This window comes from Saccharopolyspora sp. SCSIO 74807 (assembly GCF_037023755.1).
GTDB classification, from domain to species: domain Bacteria; phylum Actinomycetota; class Actinomycetes; order Mycobacteriales; family Pseudonocardiaceae; genus Saccharopolyspora_C; species Saccharopolyspora_C galaxeae.
Genome location: NZ_CP146100.1, coordinates 5,852,148 through 5,869,457 on the forward strand (window position 1 = coordinate 5,852,148; position 17,310 = coordinate 5,869,457).

Sequence of the window (17,310 nt, forward strand, 5' to 3'; positions counted from 1 at the left end):
GGGAGGGTCCGGCAATACCCCTTGAGCCCGCGACGCCCTTGAGCCCGCGCCCGGCGGCACGGGGGTACTGCCGGTACCCGGCTCTGCGGACACTGCCGGGCCGGTGGTGGCGGGCTTAGCGTCGAGGACATGACGATTCCGAACCTCACGCTGAACAACGAAGTGGTGCTGCCCGCCATCGGGTTCGGCGTCTACCAAGCAGAGCCGGAAGAGACCACCGCGGCCGTGCAGGCGGCGCTGGAGACCGGCTACCGGCTCATCGACACCGCGGCCGCGTACGGCAACGAGCGGGAGGTCGGCGAGGCGGTCCGCCGCTCGGGCCTGGACCGCGACGAGGTCTTCCTGGAGACCAAGGTCTGGATCAACGACTTCGGCTACGACGAGACGCTGCACGCCTTCGACAAGGCCACCGGCAAGCTCGGCACCGAGCGGCTCGACCTGCTGATCCTGCACCAGCCGCTGCCCGGCGAGTTCGACCTGACCGTCCAGGCATACCGCGCGCTGGAGAAGCTCCACGCCGACGGCCGGGTCCGCGCGATCGGCGTCTCGAACTTCATGCCGCACCACCTCGACCGGCTGCTGGCCGAGACGCAGGTCGTGCCCGCGGTCAACCAGATCGAGGTGCACCCGTACTTCCGCCAGTCCGAGCTGCTGGCCTACGACGACGAGCGCGGCATCCGCAATCAAGCCTGGTCGCCGATCGGCGGCATCACCTTCTACCCCGGCTTCGGCGAGTACGGGAAGAGCACCCTCGCCGATCCCGCGATCGGCGAGATCGCCGCCGCGCACGGCAAGACCCCGGCGCAGGTGATGTTGCGCTGGCACCTGCAGCAGGGCCGCCAGATCATCCCGAAGTCGGTGACGCCGTCGCGGATCGCGGAGAACTTCGACGTGTTCGACTTCGAGCTGACCGCGGGGCAGCTGGCCGCGATCGACGCGCTCGACACCGGTGTCCGCGGCGGCCCGGCACCAGAGGACATCAACCGCGAGAACTTCGCCATCGACGTTCCCGAAGCCTGAGCGCTTTCGGCCCGTCGCAAGATCAGCACAGGAGGAAACCGGTGCACACACGCACGCTCGGCCAAGGACTGGAAGTGTCCGCGGTCGGTCTCGGCGCCATGGGCATGTCGCAGGGCTACGGGCCCAACCCCGGTGATCGCGACGACATGATCGGGGTGCTGCGCTACGCCGTCGAGCAAGCGGGCATCGACTTCATCGACACCGCCGAGGTCTACGGCCCGTACGTGAACGAGCAGCTCGTCGGCGAAGCGCTGGCACCGCTTCGCGAGCAGGTGGTGCTGGCCACCAAGTTCGGCTGGAACATCACCGACGGCCGGATGAACGGGACGAACTCCCGGCCCGAGCAGATCCGGCGGGTCGCCGACGAATCCCTGCAACGGCTCGGCATCGACCGGATCGATCTGTTCTACCAGCACCGCGTCGACCCGGACGTGCCGATCGAGGACGTCGCGGGCGCGGTCGGCGAACTGGTGGACGCGGGCAAGGTCGGCCACTTCGGACTTTCCGAGGCCGGGGCGGGCACGATCCGCCGGGCGCACGCGGTGCACCCCGTCACGGCGGTGCAGAGCGAGTACTCGCTGTGGACCCGCGATCCCGAGCCGGAGGTGCTGCCCGCGTGCGCCGAACTCGGCATCGGGTTCGTCCCGTTCAGCCCGCTCGGCAAGGGGTTCCTCACCGGCACCGTGAACGCTTCGACGGAGTTCGCGGCCGGCGACATCCGCACCACGATCCCGCGGTTCGAGGCGGACAACATCGATGCCAACGAGGCGCTGGTGACCCACGTCCGAACCCTCGCCGAAGCGAAGGCGACCACGCCCGGCCAGATCGCGCTGGCCTGGCTGCTCGCCCAGCAGCCGTGGATCGTGCCGATCCCCGGCACCCGCCGCCGCGAGCGGGTCGACGAGAACGCCTCGGCCACGCAGGTCGCGCTGTCCGCCGACGAGGTGGCCGACCTCGACGCCCTCGCCGCCCAGGTCGGCGTCCAGGGCGACCGCTACAACGCCACCGGGATGTCGATGGTCGGCTTGTGAGGCCGCGGTCGGCGCGGTCGGGAAACCGCGCTACAGAAGGAGATTCGGGCGGTACAGACCCAAATTCTCCGGTTTGTGATGCGAAACCGGCCCCCGTGCCCAAGCTTGGCACGGGGCCGCGCACGCGTGTTCCGCGATGGACTACGTCAGATCGGCCATGTCGAGCACGAAGCGGTAGCGGACGTCGTTGCGCGCCAAGCGGTCGAGAGCTTCGCGCACGCGCGTTGAGGGGACGAGTTCGATGTCCGCGGTGACGTCGTGCTCGGCGCAGAACTCGAGCATGGCGGCCGTTGCGGGACGGCCCCCGCTACCCGCCGAGCTGAGCTTCTTGCGTCCTATCAGCAGATCGGTGGCCTGCACGGTGACCGAGCCCAGGTGTCCGAGGTGGCTGAGGGTTCCGTCCAGGGCCACGAGTCCGAGGTAAGGGGCGACGTCGTGCGGGACGGCCACAGTGTCGATGACGACGTCGAACCTGTCCCGAGCCGCGGTCATTCCTCGTCGGTCCGTGGACGCGATCAGGTCGTGGGCGCCCAGGCGGCGGGCGTCGTCAGCCTTGTCGGCGGATCGGCTGATGACCGTGGTCTGCGCCCCGAGTGCGACGGCGAGCTTGACCGCGAGGTGCCCGAGGCCGCCGAGCCCGGCCACCGCGACTCGGGTGCCTTCCCCGACACCGAGGGCCCGCAGCGGCTCCCAGACGGTGATCCCCGCGCACAGCAATGGAGCCGCGGACGCGGGATCGAGCCCGGTGGGAAGCGGGTAGGCGAAGCGGTCGCGGACGACGTACTCGCGGGAGTAGGCCCCCATCGTTGTGGTTCCGTCGTGGCGGTCGGTGCCGCCATAGGTCAGGGTCGGGAACTCGTGGCAGAAGTTCTCCTGCCCTTCCCGGCACATGGCGCATACGTCGCACGAGTCGACGATGTTGCCAACGGCCACCCCGTCACCGGCGGCGAATCGGGTGACCGCACGCCCGACGTCGGTCACCACTCCCGTGAACTCGTGACCGGGCACGACCGGCACTTCGCCGTTGCCGGTGCGGACGGCGTGGAGATCGGTATGGCAGACGCCGCAGTAGTCCACGCGCACGGCGACGTCGTCGTCCCGCAGTTCCCGTCGTGCGAGCGGAACCCGCCGCAACGCGGTCCCGGCGCCGTCGGCTTGCCAGCCCACGGTGCTCCTCATGGCCCACTCCCCCGGCAAGCAGGATGTTCGGTTTCACAACCGTAGCGGACTCCGGCCCGAACCGGTGGTCACGGAATCGTGGCGAGGAATCGTTCGATGTCGGTCGCGCAGGTGTCGGGGGTTTCGACGAACGGAACGTGCGCGATGTCGTAGTACACCTGCAAACCGCAGCGCGGGATGGCCTGCTGCGTGGCGAGGTGGTTGCGCAGCGGTATGTGCTTGTCGCGATCACCGCAGACCAGCAGTGTCGGCAGAGCTGCCAGGGCGGCGAGGTCCGGTTGGCGGGTGAACGTCCGCATCGCGTGGGCCGCGCCCTCCATGTGTTCCGGCGACGCCGATTCGACCGCGCTGATGAGGTCGCGCAGGTATTCCTCGGGCGGTGGGCGGCGGAACGCTGCGCGGGCGAACGCTTGCTGCTGCTCCCGCGTCGGATGCGCGAGCGCCTCGAAGCTGGCCTCATCGGGCAGGAAGTCGAAGCCGGAGGTCGACGACGGGGCGACCAGCACGATCCCGGCGAACCGCTCAGGATCTTCCAAGGCGGCGGTCAGCGCGATCACGCCGCCCAGGCTGTGCCCGATCACGACGGGCCGGTCCATGCCGCGCCGGTCGCACAGCGCGGTGAGGTCGGCGGCGTACTCGTCGATCGTGCAGCGCTGCGGCGTGGCCGGGCGTCCGCTCGCGCCGCAGCCGACCAGGTCGAACCGCGTGAACCGGTATCGCTCCTGGTCGAGCCGGTCGACCAGCGGGCTCCACGCCCTGTGGTCGTGCTGGAAGCCGTGCACCAGCACGAGGTCGCAGTCACCGCTGCCGGACTGCTGAAACGCCAGGTCAGCGCCTCGAATCTGATCATGCTGCACGGCCGGAGCCTACCGCGCGCAGGCGAACCGCCGGAACCTCCACGCGCTCAGCCCGGCCGATGGCCCCACGTCCGTCGAGCTGCGGTTGCTCAGCGCAGCTCAAGCCGGTCGACGACCGCTGCGACCGCGGCACGGTCCGCATCGGGAAGACCGCGCAGCGGGCGGGGCAGGTTCGGGTGCCCGACCAGCCCGAGGTGCTCGGCGATCGCGGAGACGACGCGGAGGCTGCCGTGGCGGGCGAACAACTCCCACAGCGGTCGAAGCCGCTCCGATTCCGCAGCCGCGGACGCCGCAGCGCCGCCGCGGGCGGCGCGAGTGATCGCCAGCGCAGGTTCCGGCACCGTCCCGGCCAGCACCGAGTACCAGGCGTCGCACCCGGCGTTGAGCCCGGTCGCGGCGAGCGGATCACCGCTGACCCCGATCGTCACCGCGGGCAGCAGCGCGCGGAGCCGCGACACGCGCCGCTCGGCGTCGCCCGGATCGGCAGGGACTCCGGGGATCTTGATCGAGGCGACGTTCGGGAGCTCGGCGACGCGGGCGTAGAGCTCGTCGGTGAAGGTGAAGTGCGTGGTGCCCGGGTTGTCGTAGACCACGAGCGGCACCGACAGCTCGGCCGCGACGTCCTCGTAGAGCCCGAACACCTCGTCCGCGGTCAGCGCTTGGTACGACACCGGCGCGAGCAGCACTCCAGAAGCTCCGACGGCCTGCGCGTCCTCCGCGAGTTCGAGGACGCCGCGGGTGCGCAGCGCGCCGATTCCGACGAGCACCGGGGTGTTCCCGGCGTGTTCGACCGCAAGCCGCGCGACGTGGGCACGTTCCTCGCGGTCGAGGTACGGGTAGGAACCGGTGGAGCCGAGCGCGGTGATCGAGTCGACGCGCGCGGCCGCGAGCCGCCCGACGAGCGCGGCGAACGCCTCCTCGTCCACGCCGTCGTCGGTGATGGGGGTGAGCGGGAACGCGCTGAGTCCGGTGAGCATGACTCTCCCGTTGGTCAAGCGGGCAGTGCGGTGTCGAGCGCTGCGCGGATGTCGGCGATCAGGTCGCCCGGCTCCTCCAGGCCGACCGCCAGCCGGAGGTGCCCGTAGCGCTGGAACGGTTCGGGGTAGTACTTGTCCCCGCCGCGCGTGCCGGGTGCGACGTGCACGATCAGCGTCTCGTCGTGCCCGAGCGAGACCGCGGACGTGATCACGCGCAGTGCGTTGACGAACCGGTTCTGCACCTCGGAATCGCCTTCCAGCGCGAAGGAAAGCACCGCACCGTAGCCGCGGTCGCCGAACTGGCGCTTCGCCAGCTCGTGCTGCGGATGGTCGGTCAGCCCGGGATAGGCGACGAAGGCGATCCGCTGCTCGGCGGCCAGGAACTCGGCGATCCGCTGCGCGTTCGCGAGGTGCTGGCGCAGCCGCAGCGGCAGCGTGACCGAACCCCGCATGATCAACCATGCGTTGAACGGCGCGAGCACCCCGCCGACGTCCACACCCGCATCGCCGCGGATCTTGCCGACCAGCTCGTGCGAGCCGATCACCGCGCCGCCCATCGCGTCGCCGTGGCCGTTGATGAACTTGGTCAGCGAGTGGATCACCACGTCCGCGCCGTCGGCCAGCGGCCGGTACAGCGGGGGCGGAGTGAACGTGCCGTCCACGCTCAGCAGCGCACCGCCCTCGTGCGCGATCTCGGCGACCGCGGCGATGTCGGTTACCGCGGTGGTCGGATTCGCGATGGTCTCGACGTGCACCAGTCGCGTGTCCGGGCGCATCGCCGCGCGCACCGCGTCGAGGTCGGTGGATTCCACGAACGTCGCCTCGATGCCGTAGCGCTCCGGCAGCAGCTCGGCGAACAACCGGTGCACCGCCTCGTAGGCCACTGCCGACACGACCACGTGATCACCGCTGCGCAGGTGCGTGAAGAACATGGCGTGCAGCGCGGCGACGCCGCTGGCGAAGACCACCGCCTCTTCCCCACCGTCCAGCGCGGCGAGCTTGGTCTCCAGCGCGCGCTGGTTGATGTGCCCGTTGCGCGCGTAGATCAGCTCGCTGGAGTCCGACCAGCTCAGTTGCGAGGCGTCCTCGGGCAGCACGTAGGAATTCGCCGCCACCAGCGGAGTGCGCAGCGCACCGAAGGCGTCGGAGGAGTTGCCGCCGTGTACCGCCCAGGTCAGCTCGTCGACTGTGGACGGATCGTGCCTGTCCGGAGTGGACATCCGTGTTCCTTTCGTCCGGACCGCAGCGAGAGCACGACGCGGCTGCGATCTTGCGGCTGCTGCGGTTGCTGATCGTGACACCATCCTAGGCACGTTCTCGACGCTGATCACCAGGTCAAGGCAGGCTCCGGAACCGCGCCCGCCATCCGGACCCGCGGCCGAACGTCGATCGAGGTCGTGCGCGCCGCAGGTATCGTCGGCGCCGCACCTGATCATCCCGACGAGCGAGGACCCCGCGTGGACACCATCGACACCTTCCGCACCGCCGTGCAGCAGCGCGACGTCGCCGCGCTGGAGCCGCTGTTCGCGGCCGAACCGCGGATGTTCAGCCCGATCAAGTTCCGGCCGTTCGAGGGCCGCAGCACGGTCCTCGGCGTGTTCGGCGTGCTCATGCACCGGGTCTTCGAGGAGTTCCGCTACGTCGGCGACCTCGGCGGCACGGCGGAGACCGATGCGGGCGACGCCACCGACGCGCACGTGCTGGTGTTCCGGGCGACCGTCGCGGGCAAGCAGATCCACGGCATCGACCTGATCCACCTCGACGACGACGGCCTGATCTCGGAGTTCACCGTCATGGTCCGGCCGTTGAGCGCGGTCACCGCGCTGGGCGAGGCCGTCCACGCCGGACTCGTCGCCGAAGGCTTGGCACCCGCCGAGTGATCGGCCCGCTCCAGGAATCCGGGAGCGGGCCTGCCCGCTCGATCGGACGTCCCTGAGCGAACGGCCCGTTCGACCAATCCAGTGGGACCGGAGTTCCGTTCACTCCGGATGCAGCTTCGGCGCGTCGGCCTACCGGTGTCGCACCGCGCGAACAGGGTCCGAGTGAACGGACCGTTTGACCAATCTAGCCGGACCAGCGGTCCGTTCACTCCGAACACCCCGGATGGCGCTCAGTCCGTTGGCCAGCGCGGCTCGGCGCCGGGATCGATGTTCAGCGCGGCCTTGCCGATCGTTTCCAGCGCGACGTCGTTGTTCGGCGGGTGGAACTGGCCCGCGCGCACGTCGCGGTAGTACCGCTCCAGCGGCAGCTTCCGGAAAATGCCCTGGCCACCGACCATGCGAATGCAGCGGTCCACGGCTTCGTCGGCCGCGTTCACGGCCACGTGCTTGATCGTGTTGAGGTCGGCCGGGCTGAGCACCCCGGTCTCGGCGCGGCGATGCAGCCCGTCGGCGACCAGCGCCTCCGCGGGCCGCAGCAGCAGTTCGATCTCGGCCGCGCCGTAGACCTGCGCGGGCTGGCGCGCCATCGGCAGCGAAGCACCGGTGACGGTCCGGCTGGTGACGCGGTCGTAGGAGAAGCGCACGGCCGTGCGGGCCAGTCCTAGGTAGATCGAGGCGATGGTGAAGGCGAACCAGGAGAATCCGCGTTCCCTGGCGGCATCCCAGACGAGTTCTTCGTCGTTGGCGGCCAAATCCTGCTGCACGGCCGCATGGGGCACGAAGACGTCGTCGAAGACCACGTCCCAGGAACCGGTGCCGCGCATCGCCGTCGTGTCCCAGGTGTCCACGAAGTTCAGGCCCGGCGTGTCCCGATTCAGGCCGAACAGCAGCAGATTCCCGGTCTCGGTATCGGCCGCGGTTCCCCAGAAGAAGTTCAGCACCGGTGCCAGCGAGCAGAACGACTTGCGCCCGGAGATGACGTAGCCGCCGTCGACCGGCTTGGCCGGTGTCGCCGAGGTGCGCACGTTCAGGCCGGTGGCCGCATCGGTCAGGCTGCCGCCGACGATCGTGCCGCCCGCGACCATCTGGAACAGCTGCTCGGCGCCGCGATCTCCGGCGTACCAGCCTTCGGCCGCGGAGCCGAGGCCGAAGACGTGCATGTTGACCGCCAGCGCCGTGGAGGCGCAGCCGCCGGCGAGGATCCGCTGGCACGCGGCGACGGTCGCGAGGTCGGCCCCACCGCCGCCGAACTGCTCGGGCACCGCGATGGTGAGGTAGCCGACCTCTTTCATGCGCTCGATGTTCCGCACCGGGAACTGTCCACTTCGGTCGGTTTCCGCGGCGGTTTCGGCGAATTCCGCGGCCAGCCCGGTCGCGACCTCGGTCCAGTCTGTCATCACGGCTCCACGATGATCTTGCAGTGTTCTTCCGGGCGGTCGAGGGCTTCGAAGGCCCAGCCGATGTCGTCGAGCGGTATCCGCGCGGTGATCAGGGATGCCACGTCGATCTCCCCTTCGGCGATCGAACGCAGCGACCGCGCGAACTCCGCCGGGTCGTACCCCAGCGCGAACTGGACGTTGATCTCCTTGCTGATCCCGAAGAACGGGCTGATCGTGTCGTCCTCCATGCACACGCCGACCACGAGCACCCGCGTCCCGCGCGGCGCGGAACGCAGCACGTCGTTGATCATCCCCGGCACGCCGACGGCCTCGAACACCACGAGCGGCCGGTGGCCATCGCCGGTGCCCCAAGGTGTCTCCTCGCCGGGATCGACCGTCCGGTGCGCTCCCATGGTCGCGGCCAGGTTCCGGCGCGCGGGCGAGAAGTCGGCGGCCGCGATCGGTTCGATGCCGCGCACCCGCAGCGCCGCGATCACCGCCAGCCCGACCGGTCCGCAGCCGAGCACCAACGCGTCTTCGCCTTGCTGAATCCCGGATTTGTTCACCGCGTGCAGCCCGACCGCCATCGGCTCGGTCAGCGCCGCGTGGTGCGCGGGAAGTCCATTGGGGACTTCGAGCAGCAATTGCGCGGACAGCAGCAGTTGCTCGCCGTAGCCCCCTTTGACGCTGTTCGAGTAGACGATCGGTTGGATACCGTCCGGACCCGCGAGCAGCGGCATCGCGGTCACGTGCGCGCCGACCGGCGCGGATTCCTCCGTGTCCGGGCCGAATTCCAGCACCTCGGCGGAGAACTCGTGTCCCATGTAGACGTCGCGGTCGAGCTCGACGAGATCGGCCGAGCCGCCCGTACCGTCCATTTCCCTGCCGAGCGCGAGCATCCGCTCGCCGTGCCGGGCGAAGTGCAGGTCGGAACCGCAGATCCCGCACGCCCGCACCCGCGCCAGCACCTGACCGGGGCCGGGCCGCGGGTCGGCGACGTCGTCGCGGACCGCGATCCGGCCCGCGTTGAGCACGGCGGCGCGCATCAGCCCTTCTCCCGCACGTGCGACTCGATCGCGTTGCCAATCGCCTGGCCCGCGCGGCCGAAGAGCTGATCGCGCTTGTCCACCGCCCACTGCTGCGCCGCGCGCGGCGCGGCCAACCGGCCCTTGAAATGCGGCAGGACGTACTGGGCGAACAGCCGGTAGGAGTTGATCGTGCGGTCCGGCGCGGCCCAGTCGTGACCCAGCAGCAGGAACGTCCCGAAGCCGCCGGACTGCTCCAGCAGGCGCTCGATGTAGGCGATGGCGTCGTCGGGGGTTCCGATGACAACGCTGTCGGATTCGGCGTAGTCCGCGACGAATTCGCGGCGCGACTTCGGCTCGCCGCCGGTGTTCTCGGCCAGCGGGACGAAACCCGCTCCGCCGCCGAAGTAGTTCGCGAACTCCGGCAGCCCGTAGGTGCAGTCCTCGATGGCCTGGTCCCTGGTCTCGGCGAGGTGCATCGTGCCGAGCACGCGCCAGGTAGACCGATCCGGTGCCGGTTGCCCGGCGAGTTGCGCCTGCTCCTCGACGACCTCCCAGGCCTTGCCGATCGCGGCGAAACCCTCGCTCGCTGCCGACATCGACAACGACAGCAGCGAAGCACCGTACTTGCCCGCAAGCCGTGGCCCGGACGGCGAGACCATCGCGGCCACGGCCACTTCCGGATGCGGCCACGAGTACGGGCGCACCTGCAAGCGCCCTTCGTTGAGCTCGAACCAGTCGGTACGCCGGTCGATCGGCTCCTCGCCGCGGAACAGGGCGAGGATCGTCTCCAGCGATTCCTCCATCATGCGGCGCTGATCGACCGGATCGATGCCCATGATGTGCGCGTCGGTCGGCAACGCGCCCGGTCCCGCACCGAAGATCAGCCTGCCGCGGGTGAGGTGGTCCAGGGTGACCAGCCGATCGGCCAGAAGCCACGGGTGGTGGTACGGCAACGACACCACACCGGTGCCCAGCTTGATGTGCCGGGTGCGTTGCGCGGCTGCGGCGATGAAGATCTCCGGCGATGCGATGATCTCGTAGCCGCCGGAGTGGTGCTCGCCGAACCACGCCTCGTCGAAGCCGAAGCGGTCCAGCGCCTCGACCCGTTCCAGGTCGTACTCCAGTGCCAGCGTGGGATCCTGCCCGACGGGGTGGAAGGGCGCGTAGAAGACGCCGAAGTTCAGGGGCCTGCCATCGGTCATGCGGTCACCTCGTCGCGTCTGACGGATTCGAAGAAGCGCAGGAGGACGGCGTTGACCTCGTCCGGTGCTTCCTGCTGGACCCAGTGGCCCGCACCGTCGACGAGCACGTTGCCCCGGTGGTCGGTGAGCCACTGCTCCTGCGTGGACGGGGAAACTCCGGCCAGCACCGGGTCTGCGGCGCCGCCGATGAAGAAGCTGGGCACTTCGACCCGGGCACCTTCCAGCTGCGGCGTGCGTTCCCAGTTCCGGTCGAAGTTGCGGTACCAGTTGAGCCCGCCGGTGAAGCCGGTGCGGCGGAACTCCGCGGCGTAGAAGTCGAATTCGGCCTGGCTGAGCCAATCCGGCAGCGCCGCGGGTTCCGGGAAGCGCTCCACGAATCCCCGCCCGTCGTCGGCGGAGACCAGACCACCCGGGGAGTCGACGTCGGTGTGGACTCCCGACAGCAGCCGTCGCATCGTCTTTTCCGGATCGGCGCCGAGGTCGGCGTCGGCGACACCGGGCTGCTGGAAGTACAGGATGTAGAAGAACGAGCCCGCGAACCGCGCCCGCATCGCCTCGGTCGGCGGAATGGGCGTGCGCGGCTGGAACGGCACGCTCATCCCGCACACTCCCGCGACGCGGTCGGGATGCAGCAGCGCCGTGTGCCACGCGACCATCGATCCCCAGTCGTGGCCCACGAAAATCGCCTTCTGCTCGCCGAGGTCGTCGAGCAGCGCGATGAGATCGCCGACCAGGTGCGTGATGTCGTAGTCCTCGATCCGGTGCGGCCGCGAGGTCTTGCCGTAGCCGCGCTGATCGGGCGCCACCGCCCGATACCCGGCCGCGGCGACCGCGGGCAGCTGGTGGCGCCAGGAGTGGGCGAGTTCCGGGAAACCGTGCGCGAAGATCACCGGTGGCCCGCTGCCCTCCTCCACGACGTGCAGATCAACACCCTGGCAAGCGACTGTGCGCTCCGGCATCGCGGCTCCCTCGGCAGGCGGGAAATGGGCGGCCGTGCGGGGCGCGGGCCGCACGGCCATTCTGGTAACGCCCGTTTCCAGACTCTAGGTTAAGGTTACGGGCGTTGCCAACCTCCGACGATCATCCGAAACCGACCCGCTGGGCGGGCGTCCCCGCCGCCGACCGGGTGGCCGAACGGCGCTCGCTGCTGCTGGCGTCCGCCCTGGAACTGCTGGGCACCGAAGGCTGGTCGGCCACCTCGGTGCGCGCGATCTGCCAGTCCGCGCGGCTGAATCCGCGCTACTTCTACGAAAGCTTCGACGACCTCGACGACCTCGTGGTGGCCCTGTACGACCAGCTCGTCGCCGAGCTGCACGCCGAAGTCACCACTGCTGTGCGGGCGGTGGGCGAAGATCCGCGGGCGGCTCTGCGGGCTGTGGTGGAAACGACGGTGCGCTTCGTCGACGAGGACCACCGGCGCGCGCGGGTGCTGTACGTGGAGGCGCTGGGCAACGAAAAGCTCAACCGCCGCCGCTTGGAGACGGGTTTCAGCATCGCCGGGTACGTGCAGGCCGACAGCGCCAGACGCAACGCGCCCGCGAGCGAGCAGGTCGGGATGCTCACCGGCTCGATACTCGTCGGCGGTTTCAGCGAACTCCTGCTGGCCTGGACCGACGGAGCGCTCGAAGTCGGCCGCGAGCAGCTGGTCGAGGACGCCACGGAGCTGTTCGGCGCGATGGGCGATGCCGCCGCGGCCATCTCCGCACGCAGGCGGAAGTAGTCCGGAGTCAGCCGACGCGCCTGCGGCCGCCGATCCGCACCGCGAGGTCGAAGGCGTTGCGCACCGATCCGGTGTTGGCCACGCCTTCGCCGACCACGTCGAACGCCGTGCCGTGCGCCGGAGTGCAGATCGGCACCGGCAGGCCGCCCGCGATGGTCACCCCGCCGTCGAAGCCGAGCAGCTTCATCGCGATCTGGCCCTGGTCGTGGTACATCGTCAGGATTCCGTCGAATTCCTTGGCACGCAAGAAGATCGTGTCCGATGGGAAGGGGCCGCGGACGTCGATCCCCTCCCCCGCCAGGTCTTCGACCGCCGGCCCGATGATCTCGATCTCATGGCGGCCGAACTTGCCGCCTTCGCCCGCGTGCGGGTTCAGCGCGCACACCCCGATCCGCGGCTCGTCCACACTGGACTCCAGCAGTACCTCGTGCAGCAACCGCCCCGCGGACACCACGTTTTCGCGAGTGACGCCTTCGGCGACCTGTCCGATCGACACGTGCGAAGTGACCCGCGCGGTCCACAGTCCGGGCAGCACGTTCAGCTCCGAGGTGAACCCCTCGACGCCGAGCACCTTCTCGAACCAACGCAGCTCGTCGTTCTCGGTCATTCCCGCCAGGTGCAGCGAAGTCTTGTTCAGCGGGGCGAAGAGGATCGCGTCGACCTCCCCGCGACCGGCCATGTCCAGAGCGCTGCGCAGGTTCGCCAGCGCCCAGCGACCACCCTCCGCAGTGGACTCGCGGCGCCGGAACCGCGGCACCGGCCGGGCGGAGCCGTTGTCGTGCAGCAGCGGCAAGCCGTCGGCCGGCTCGGTGGCGAAGGCGATGGGCGCGCCGGAATCCGCACCTGCCACCTTCAGCTCGTCCTCGTCGGAGATCAGCACGATGTCCGCGGCCGCGGTGGTTTCCGGATCGGCGAGCAGGCGGGCGATCAGCTCGGGACCGATCCCGGCCGGATCTCCGAGGGTCACCGCGACGCGCGGCCTGGCAGCGGTCATGGTTGCTTCTCCTCCTGTTGTTCGGCGCTCGCGGGCGCGCGCCCGCGCAACGCCCGCGTCAACGCCGGTCCGAGTGCGAGCGCGGCGGCCACGGCGAGCACCAGCAGCGCGGTGCCGCTGCCCGCGATCTGCGAGAGCACGTCCCCTTCACCGAGCGCTGAGGTCTGCACCAGCGCCTTCTCGAACAGCGGTCCGATGACCAGCCCGAGCACCAGCGGCGCCACCGGCATCCCCAGCCGTTTCATGGCGTAGCCGACCAGGCCGAACACGAGCACGATCCACACGCTGAGCATGTTGTTCTTCACCGAGTACGCGCCGACCAGGCTGGTGACGATGATCAGCGGATACAGGATCGAGTACGGCACCCGCAGCAGCTGCGCGAACACCGGCGCCAGCGGCAGGTTCAACAGCAGCAGGATCAGGTTGCCGATGAAGAACGAGGCCAGCAAGCCCCAGATCAGCACCGGCTGGTTCTCGAACAACAACGGCCCCGGCTGGATGCCGTAGATCAGGAAAGCACCCAGCAAGACCGCGGTCGTGGCACCGCCAGGGACGCCGAGAACCAGCGTTGGCACGAAGTTCGCGTTGGAGGCGGCGTTCGTCGCGGCGTCGGGAGCGACCACCCCTTCGATGGCGCCGGTGCCGAGTTTCTTGCGATTGCGGGAAAATCGCTTCTCCGCGCCGTACGCCATGAACGAGGCCAGCGTCGTACCGGCTCCGGGCAGGCAGCCGAGCAGGAATCCCACCACCGTGCCGCGCGCCGTGGCCGGAGTGGCGCGGCGCAAGTCCTCGCGGGTCAGCAGCAGGTCGCGGAAGCGGGTGCGGATCGGCTCGGCCATGCCGATGTGCAGCTGGTTGAGCAGCTCACCGATGGCGAACAGGCCGATCATCACCTCCACGTAGGGCACCCCGCCGAAAAGCTGCACCTGCCCGAAGGTGTAGCGGGGCGTGCCGGAGCCGACATCGACGCCGATGCAGGCGATCAGCACGCCGACCAGGCCCAATCCGGTGCCCAGCAACAGGTTTCTTCCCGAGAACACCACGATGGTGCACAACCCGAGGATCATCACCGCCAGCATCTCCGGCGGCCCGAAGTCCAGCGCCAGCCGGGCGAACACCGGCGCCACGGCCGCGAGCGCCACCAGCGACACCATCGCGGACACGAACGCACCGAGCGCGGAGATCGCCAGCGCCGGACCGGCGCGTCCCAGCCGCGCCATCCGATAGCCGTCCAGAGTGGACACCACCGAGGACGCCTCGCCCGGCGTGGCGATCAGGATCGCGGTGATCGTCGCGCCGAACTGCGAACCGTGGTAGATCCCGGCGAGCATGATCAGCGCGGTCAGCGGGTCGAAGGTCAGCGTGACCGGAATCAGGATCGCCACCCCGGTCGCCGAACCCAGCCCCGGCAGGATGCCGACGATCGTGCCCAGCAGCACGCCGACGAAGCACCACAACAGGTTCTCCGCGCTCAGCGCCGCACCGAAGCCGGTGATGATGTGCTCGATCACGACGCGCTCCAGACGCTGGGATCCAGCAGGCCGAACGGCAACGGCACCCGCAGCACCACGATGAACAGCACGTAGGAGACCGCGAGCACGCCCACCGCAGCCGCCAGCGAGGTCCGCCAGCGCAACCGCTCGACGAACTTGGTCAGGAACAACGTCAGCAATGCCAACGCGGGCAGCATTCCGAGGAATGGAATCAGCAGTGCTGCGGCGAACATCCCGGCCGTGACCAACACCAGCTTGCGGCGAATTTCGCGCAGCTGCGCGGAATCATGCGCTGCTTCCGCCGCGACGTGGCCGTCACCTTCCAGCACCGAACCCGACCGCAACTCCTGCCTGCACAGGCCGAGTCCCACGATCAGCAGCAGAAACCCCGCCGTGCGGGGCAAAACCGCCGCGCCGATCGTGCCGTCCTCCGGATTGGTCCAGGGATAGGCGAACGATCCCAGGAAGAACGCGGCACCGACCGCCGCGAGCACGAGGTGCGCGGCGAGCACCGGACGACGTCCCCGGGCCTGCACGTCCTGCACGTCGCTCATCGGAACACCTCGCGCATCCGCCGGTCGTACTCGTCGAGGTAGCGGGCGAAGTCCGCGCCCGCGAGATCCGCCGGAATGAGCAGGTCCTCGGCCAGGTAGTCGCGATAAGCCTGCGACCGCATCGCCCGGTGGATCGCGTCGATCCAGTACTCCCGCTGCACCTCGTCGATCCCGCCCGGAGCGAAAATCCCGCGCCACATCGTCACTTGCGCGTCGAGGCCCTGCTCCCGCGCAGTGGGCAGCGAGCCGAGCACGGGGTCGTCGTAACGCTCGCCGCTCAGCGTGCACAGCGCCTTGAGGTCACCGCTTTCCAAGTACGGCTTCGCCGAGGAAGCGCTGGCCGGAGCGGCCTCGATCTGCCCGCCGAGCAACCCGGTGATCACTTCACCGGTGGAGCCGTAGGGCACGACGGGGAACTTCCCGCCGTTGCGCTCGAACTCCGCCACGACCAAGGCATCCGCTCCCGTTTTGCCGCTGGAACCGGTCTTGACGGACCGGCTTCCGGCGGCGGTCACCAGCTCGGAGCAGCTGTTGTACGGGGTGTCCTTGCGGGCGACGACGATGCGCGAGTCCTCGGCGAACATCACCAGCGGGGTGAAGTCGCGATAGGTGAACGGCACGTCGTAGACCAGCGGCAGGGTGTTCAGCGCGGTCTCGGCGACCAGCAGCGCGTTGCCGTTGCCCTCCTCGGCCAGGAAGGTCGCCCACCCGACCGCGCCGGAACCGCCCTCCTTGTTCTCGACGTTGACGTTGAAACCCGCGTCGAGCTCGTTGAGCCCCTGCGCGAGCACGCGCGCCGACCGGTCGCTGCCGCCGCCGGGCGCGAACGCGACCACTGCGGAGACCGACCCGCGCGGAGTCCAGTCGTCGGGGACGGCGGGGCGCGCGTTCAGCGTCGAGCACCCCGAGACGAGCGAAACGGCGCCGGCCAACGCCAGTGCCAAGCGCAGGGATGACCTCATCGTCAGAGCCTTCTGTCCCGCACGGACCTCGCAGCGACTGCATGATGCGGAGCCGCAGATCCGAGATCCTATTGGATATGTGCGAGCAAGCTAAGGTGCACGTGCGGTTCTTGGCAAGAGCCGCGGCAAGGGAAACGGCCGAAGCGGCCCGGGCGGACCGCTGCCGAAGCCCGCCGGCCTCCGCTCATGCGCCGGCGCGCGCCGACCGGAGTTGAGCCCCGGCCGACGAAAGCGCGGACCCGCCGCTTGACCAGCGCTGGGTGCCTGCGGCTCAGCCGCCCGCGCGGGACCGCCCGGCGACCGCGGCCAGGTGCTCGCGCATCGCGATCTTCGGCTGCTCCGGATCGCCGGACTCGAAGGCGGCGAGGATCGCGGCGTGCTCGTCGACGGCCTGATCGATGTCGATCGTGCCGCGGTCGGCCGTCTGGCGCAGCCGGTGCACGTGCGCGCTCAGCGAGTCCGCGCTCTGCAGCAGGAATCGGTTGCCCGCAGCGCGGATGATCGTGCGGTGGAACTCCCAGTCCGCGGCGAAGTACTCGCGCAGATCCGCGAAATCGCCCGGCCCCGCACCGGATTCCTCACCCGGCCCGCGCAGCTTGCGCACCCGGTGCGCGCACAGCACGTGCTGGGCGTGCGCGACCCGCAGTTCCGGAACGAGGTCGTCGGCGTTGGCCGCGGCCCGTTCGACCGCGGCGGTCTCCAGCACGCTGCGCATGTCGAACAGCTCGGCCAGCTGCTCGTCGGTCATCGGCTCGGCGACGCGATAGCCCTTCAGCGCCACCCGCGAGACCAGGCCGGTGTGCTCCAACTGCACCAGCGCTTCGCGCACCGGAGTCGGCGAGACCTCCAGCTCACGCGCCAGCGGGTCGATGCCCAGCGAGCTGCCCGGCGGCGTGGAGCCGTCCAGCAGCTTCTCCAAGATCGCGTCGTAGACGCCGTCGCGCAGCGCGCGCCGCGCCACCACAGGCTGCTTGCGGGCGGGCGGGCGCACGGCCGCCGCGCGGTTGTCATCACTGGTCATCGCACCCGAATCC

The 17,310-nt window shown here is 69.7% G+C and carries 17 protein-coding genes; 4 read left to right on the forward strand and 13 right to left on the reverse strand.

Annotated features, from left to right (window positions below):
* The first annotated feature begins 129 nt into the window (after window positions 1–129).
* Both V1457_RS26930 and V1457_RS26935 read left to right on the forward strand, forming a co-directional pair.
* The gene (locus tag V1457_RS26930; protein ID WP_338597746.1) at window positions 130–1,020 is read left to right on the forward strand and encodes an aldo/keto reductase; all 891 of its coding nucleotides are present in this window, start codon (window positions 130–132) and stop codon (window positions 1,018–1,020) included.
* Between the two features lie 41 nt (window positions 1,021–1,061).
* Entirely contained in the window at window positions 1,062–2,051 is a 990-nt protein-coding gene (locus tag V1457_RS26935; protein WP_338597748.1) for an aldo/keto reductase, read from the forward strand.
* A 141-nt stretch (window positions 2,052–2,192) separates the two neighbouring features.
* Here the strand turns inward: V1457_RS26935 and V1457_RS26940 are convergent, their stop codons facing one another.
* The 4 genes from V1457_RS26940 to V1457_RS26955 all read right to left on the reverse strand — a co-directional run bounded on the left by V1457_RS26940 (window position 2,193) and on the right by V1457_RS26955 (window position 6,284).
* A complete protein-coding gene (locus V1457_RS26940) occupies window positions 2,193–3,230 on the reverse strand; it encodes an NAD(P)-dependent alcohol dehydrogenase (RefSeq protein ID WP_338597750.1) in 1,038 nt (345 codons plus the stop codon).
* Window positions 3,231–3,298: 68 nt separating this feature from the next.
* The gene (locus tag V1457_RS26945) at window positions 3,299–4,087 is read right to left on the reverse strand and encodes an alpha/beta hydrolase (protein ID WP_338597753.1); all 789 of its coding nucleotides are present in this window, start codon (window positions 4,085–4,087) and stop codon (window positions 3,299–3,301) included.
* A gap of 89 nt (window positions 4,088–4,176) precedes the next feature.
* Window positions 4,177–5,082: a dihydrodipicolinate synthase family protein gene (locus V1457_RS26950; RefSeq protein WP_338597755.1), complete on the reverse strand. Its 906-nt coding sequence runs from the start codon at window positions 5,080–5,082 to the stop codon at window positions 4,177–4,179.
* Complete coding sequence (locus tag V1457_RS26955; RefSeq protein WP_200071616.1) at window positions 5,079–6,284, reverse strand: PLP-dependent aspartate aminotransferase family protein; 1,206 nt, start codon at window positions 6,282–6,284, stop codon at window positions 5,079–5,081. The genes V1457_RS26950 and V1457_RS26955 overlap by 4 nt, the downstream gene beginning before the upstream one ends.
* Window positions 6,285–6,521: 237 nt before the next feature.
* Here V1457_RS26955 and V1457_RS26960 point away from each other — a divergent pair, with 237 nt between their 5' ends.
* Window positions 6,522–6,944, forward strand: coding sequence for a nuclear transport factor 2 family protein (locus V1457_RS26960; protein WP_200071617.1), 423 nt, complete (start codon window positions 6,522–6,524; stop codon window positions 6,942–6,944).
* 230 nt (window positions 6,945–7,174) lie between these two features.
* On the opposite strand, the gene V1457_RS26965 is transcribed toward V1457_RS26960, so the two are convergent.
* From V1457_RS26965 to V1457_RS26980, 4 genes are read right to left on the reverse strand one after another with little or no spacing between them, the layout of a single operon-like run.
* Window positions 7,175–8,341 carry an acyl-CoA dehydrogenase family protein gene (locus tag V1457_RS26965; protein ID WP_338597758.1) on the reverse strand — a complete coding sequence of 389 codons (1,167 nt, stop codon included), beginning with the start codon at window positions 8,339–8,341 and terminating at the stop codon, window positions 7,175–7,177.
* Window positions 8,341–9,369, reverse strand: a complete 1,029-nt coding sequence (locus V1457_RS26970) for a zinc-binding dehydrogenase (protein ID WP_338597760.1) — start codon at window positions 9,367–9,369, stop codon at window positions 8,341–8,343. Before V1457_RS26970 ends, V1457_RS26965 begins: the two co-directional genes overlap by 1 nt.
* Window positions 9,369–10,553: an LLM class flavin-dependent oxidoreductase gene (locus tag V1457_RS26975; protein ID WP_338597762.1), complete on the reverse strand. Its 1,185-nt coding sequence runs from the start codon at window positions 10,551–10,553 to the stop codon at window positions 9,369–9,371. Before V1457_RS26975 ends, V1457_RS26970 begins: the two co-directional genes overlap by 1 nt.
* A complete protein-coding gene (locus tag V1457_RS26980) occupies window positions 10,550–11,512 on the reverse strand; it encodes an alpha/beta hydrolase (protein WP_338597764.1) in 963 nt (320 codons plus the stop codon). Before V1457_RS26980 ends, V1457_RS26975 begins: the two co-directional genes overlap by 4 nt.
* Window positions 11,513–11,616: 104 nt before the next feature.
* Between V1457_RS26980 and V1457_RS26985 the strand changes: the two genes are divergently transcribed.
* Complete coding sequence (locus V1457_RS26985; RefSeq protein WP_338597766.1) at window positions 11,617–12,273, forward strand: TetR family transcriptional regulator; 657 nt, start codon at window positions 11,617–11,619, stop codon at window positions 12,271–12,273.
* Window positions 12,274–12,280: 7 nt separating this feature from the next.
* On the opposite strand, the gene V1457_RS26990 is transcribed toward V1457_RS26985, so the two are convergent.
* The 5 genes from V1457_RS26990 to V1457_RS27010 form a co-directional block, all read right to left on the reverse strand.
* Entirely contained in the window at window positions 12,281–13,267 is a 987-nt protein-coding gene (locus tag V1457_RS26990; protein WP_338597768.1) for a 4-hydroxythreonine-4-phosphate dehydrogenase PdxA, read from the reverse strand.
* Window positions 13,264–14,778: a tripartite tricarboxylate transporter permease gene (locus V1457_RS26995; RefSeq protein WP_338597770.1), complete on the reverse strand. Its 1,515-nt coding sequence runs from the start codon at window positions 14,776–14,778 to the stop codon at window positions 13,264–13,266. The genes V1457_RS26990 and V1457_RS26995 overlap by 4 nt, the downstream gene beginning before the upstream one ends.
* A complete protein-coding gene (locus V1457_RS27000) occupies window positions 14,775–15,314 on the reverse strand; it encodes a tripartite tricarboxylate transporter TctB family protein (RefSeq protein ID WP_338597772.1) in 540 nt (179 codons plus the stop codon). Before V1457_RS27000 ends, V1457_RS26995 begins: the two co-directional genes overlap by 4 nt.
* Entirely contained in the window at window positions 15,311–16,276 is a 966-nt protein-coding gene (locus V1457_RS27005; protein WP_338597774.1) for a tripartite tricarboxylate transporter substrate binding protein, read from the reverse strand. The genes V1457_RS27000 and V1457_RS27005 overlap by 4 nt, the downstream gene beginning before the upstream one ends.
* Before the next feature lie 271 nt (window positions 16,277–16,547).
* A complete protein-coding gene (locus tag V1457_RS27010; RefSeq protein ID WP_200071626.1) occupies window positions 16,548–17,297 on the reverse strand; it encodes a GntR family transcriptional regulator in 750 nt (249 codons plus the stop codon).
* Window positions 17,298–17,310: the final 13 nt, after the last annotated feature.

What these genes read in the sequence shown, in the direction of transcription:
- V1457_RS26930 (WP_338597746.1), top strand. Translation starts at nt 130, where the DNA reads ATGACGATTCCGAACCTCACGCTGAACAACGAAGTGGTGCTGCCCGCC.
- V1457_RS26940 (WP_338597750.1), bottom strand. Translation starts at nt 3,230, where the DNA reads ATGAGGAGCACCGTGGGCTGGCAAGCCGACGGCGCCGGGACCGCGTTG.
- V1457_RS26955 (WP_200071616.1), bottom strand. Translation starts at nt 6,284, where the DNA reads ATGTCCACTCCGGACAGGCACGATCCGTCCACAGTCGACGAGCTGACC.
- V1457_RS26965 (WP_338597758.1), bottom strand. Translation starts at nt 8,341, where the DNA reads ATGACAGACTGGACCGAGGTCGCGACCGGGCTGGCCGCGGAATTCGCC.
- V1457_RS26970 (WP_338597760.1), bottom strand. Translation starts at nt 9,369, where the DNA reads ATGCGCGCCGCCGTGCTCAACGCGGGCCGGATCGCGGTCCGCGACGAC.
- V1457_RS26975 (WP_338597762.1), bottom strand. Translation starts at nt 10,553, where the DNA reads ATGACCGATGGCAGGCCCCTGAACTTCGGCGTCTTCTACGCGCCCTTC.
- V1457_RS26980 (WP_338597764.1), bottom strand. Translation starts at nt 11,512, where the DNA reads ATGCCGGAGCGCACAGTCGCTTGCCAGGGTGTTGATCTGCACGTCGTG.
- V1457_RS26990 (WP_338597768.1), bottom strand. Translation starts at nt 13,267, where the DNA reads ATGACCGCTGCCAGGCCGCGCGTCGCGGTGACCCTCGGAGATCCGGCC.
- V1457_RS27000 (WP_338597772.1), bottom strand. Translation starts at nt 15,314, where the DNA reads ATGAGCGACGTGCAGGACGTGCAGGCCCGGGGACGTCGTCCGGTGCTC.
- V1457_RS27005 (WP_338597774.1), bottom strand. Translation starts at nt 16,276, where the DNA reads ATGAGGTCATCCCTGCGCTTGGCACTGGCGTTGGCCGGCGCCGTTTCG.
- V1457_RS27010 (WP_200071626.1), bottom strand. Translation starts at nt 17,297, where the DNA reads ATGACCAGTGATGACAACCGCGCGGCGGCCGTGCGCCCGCCCGCCCGC.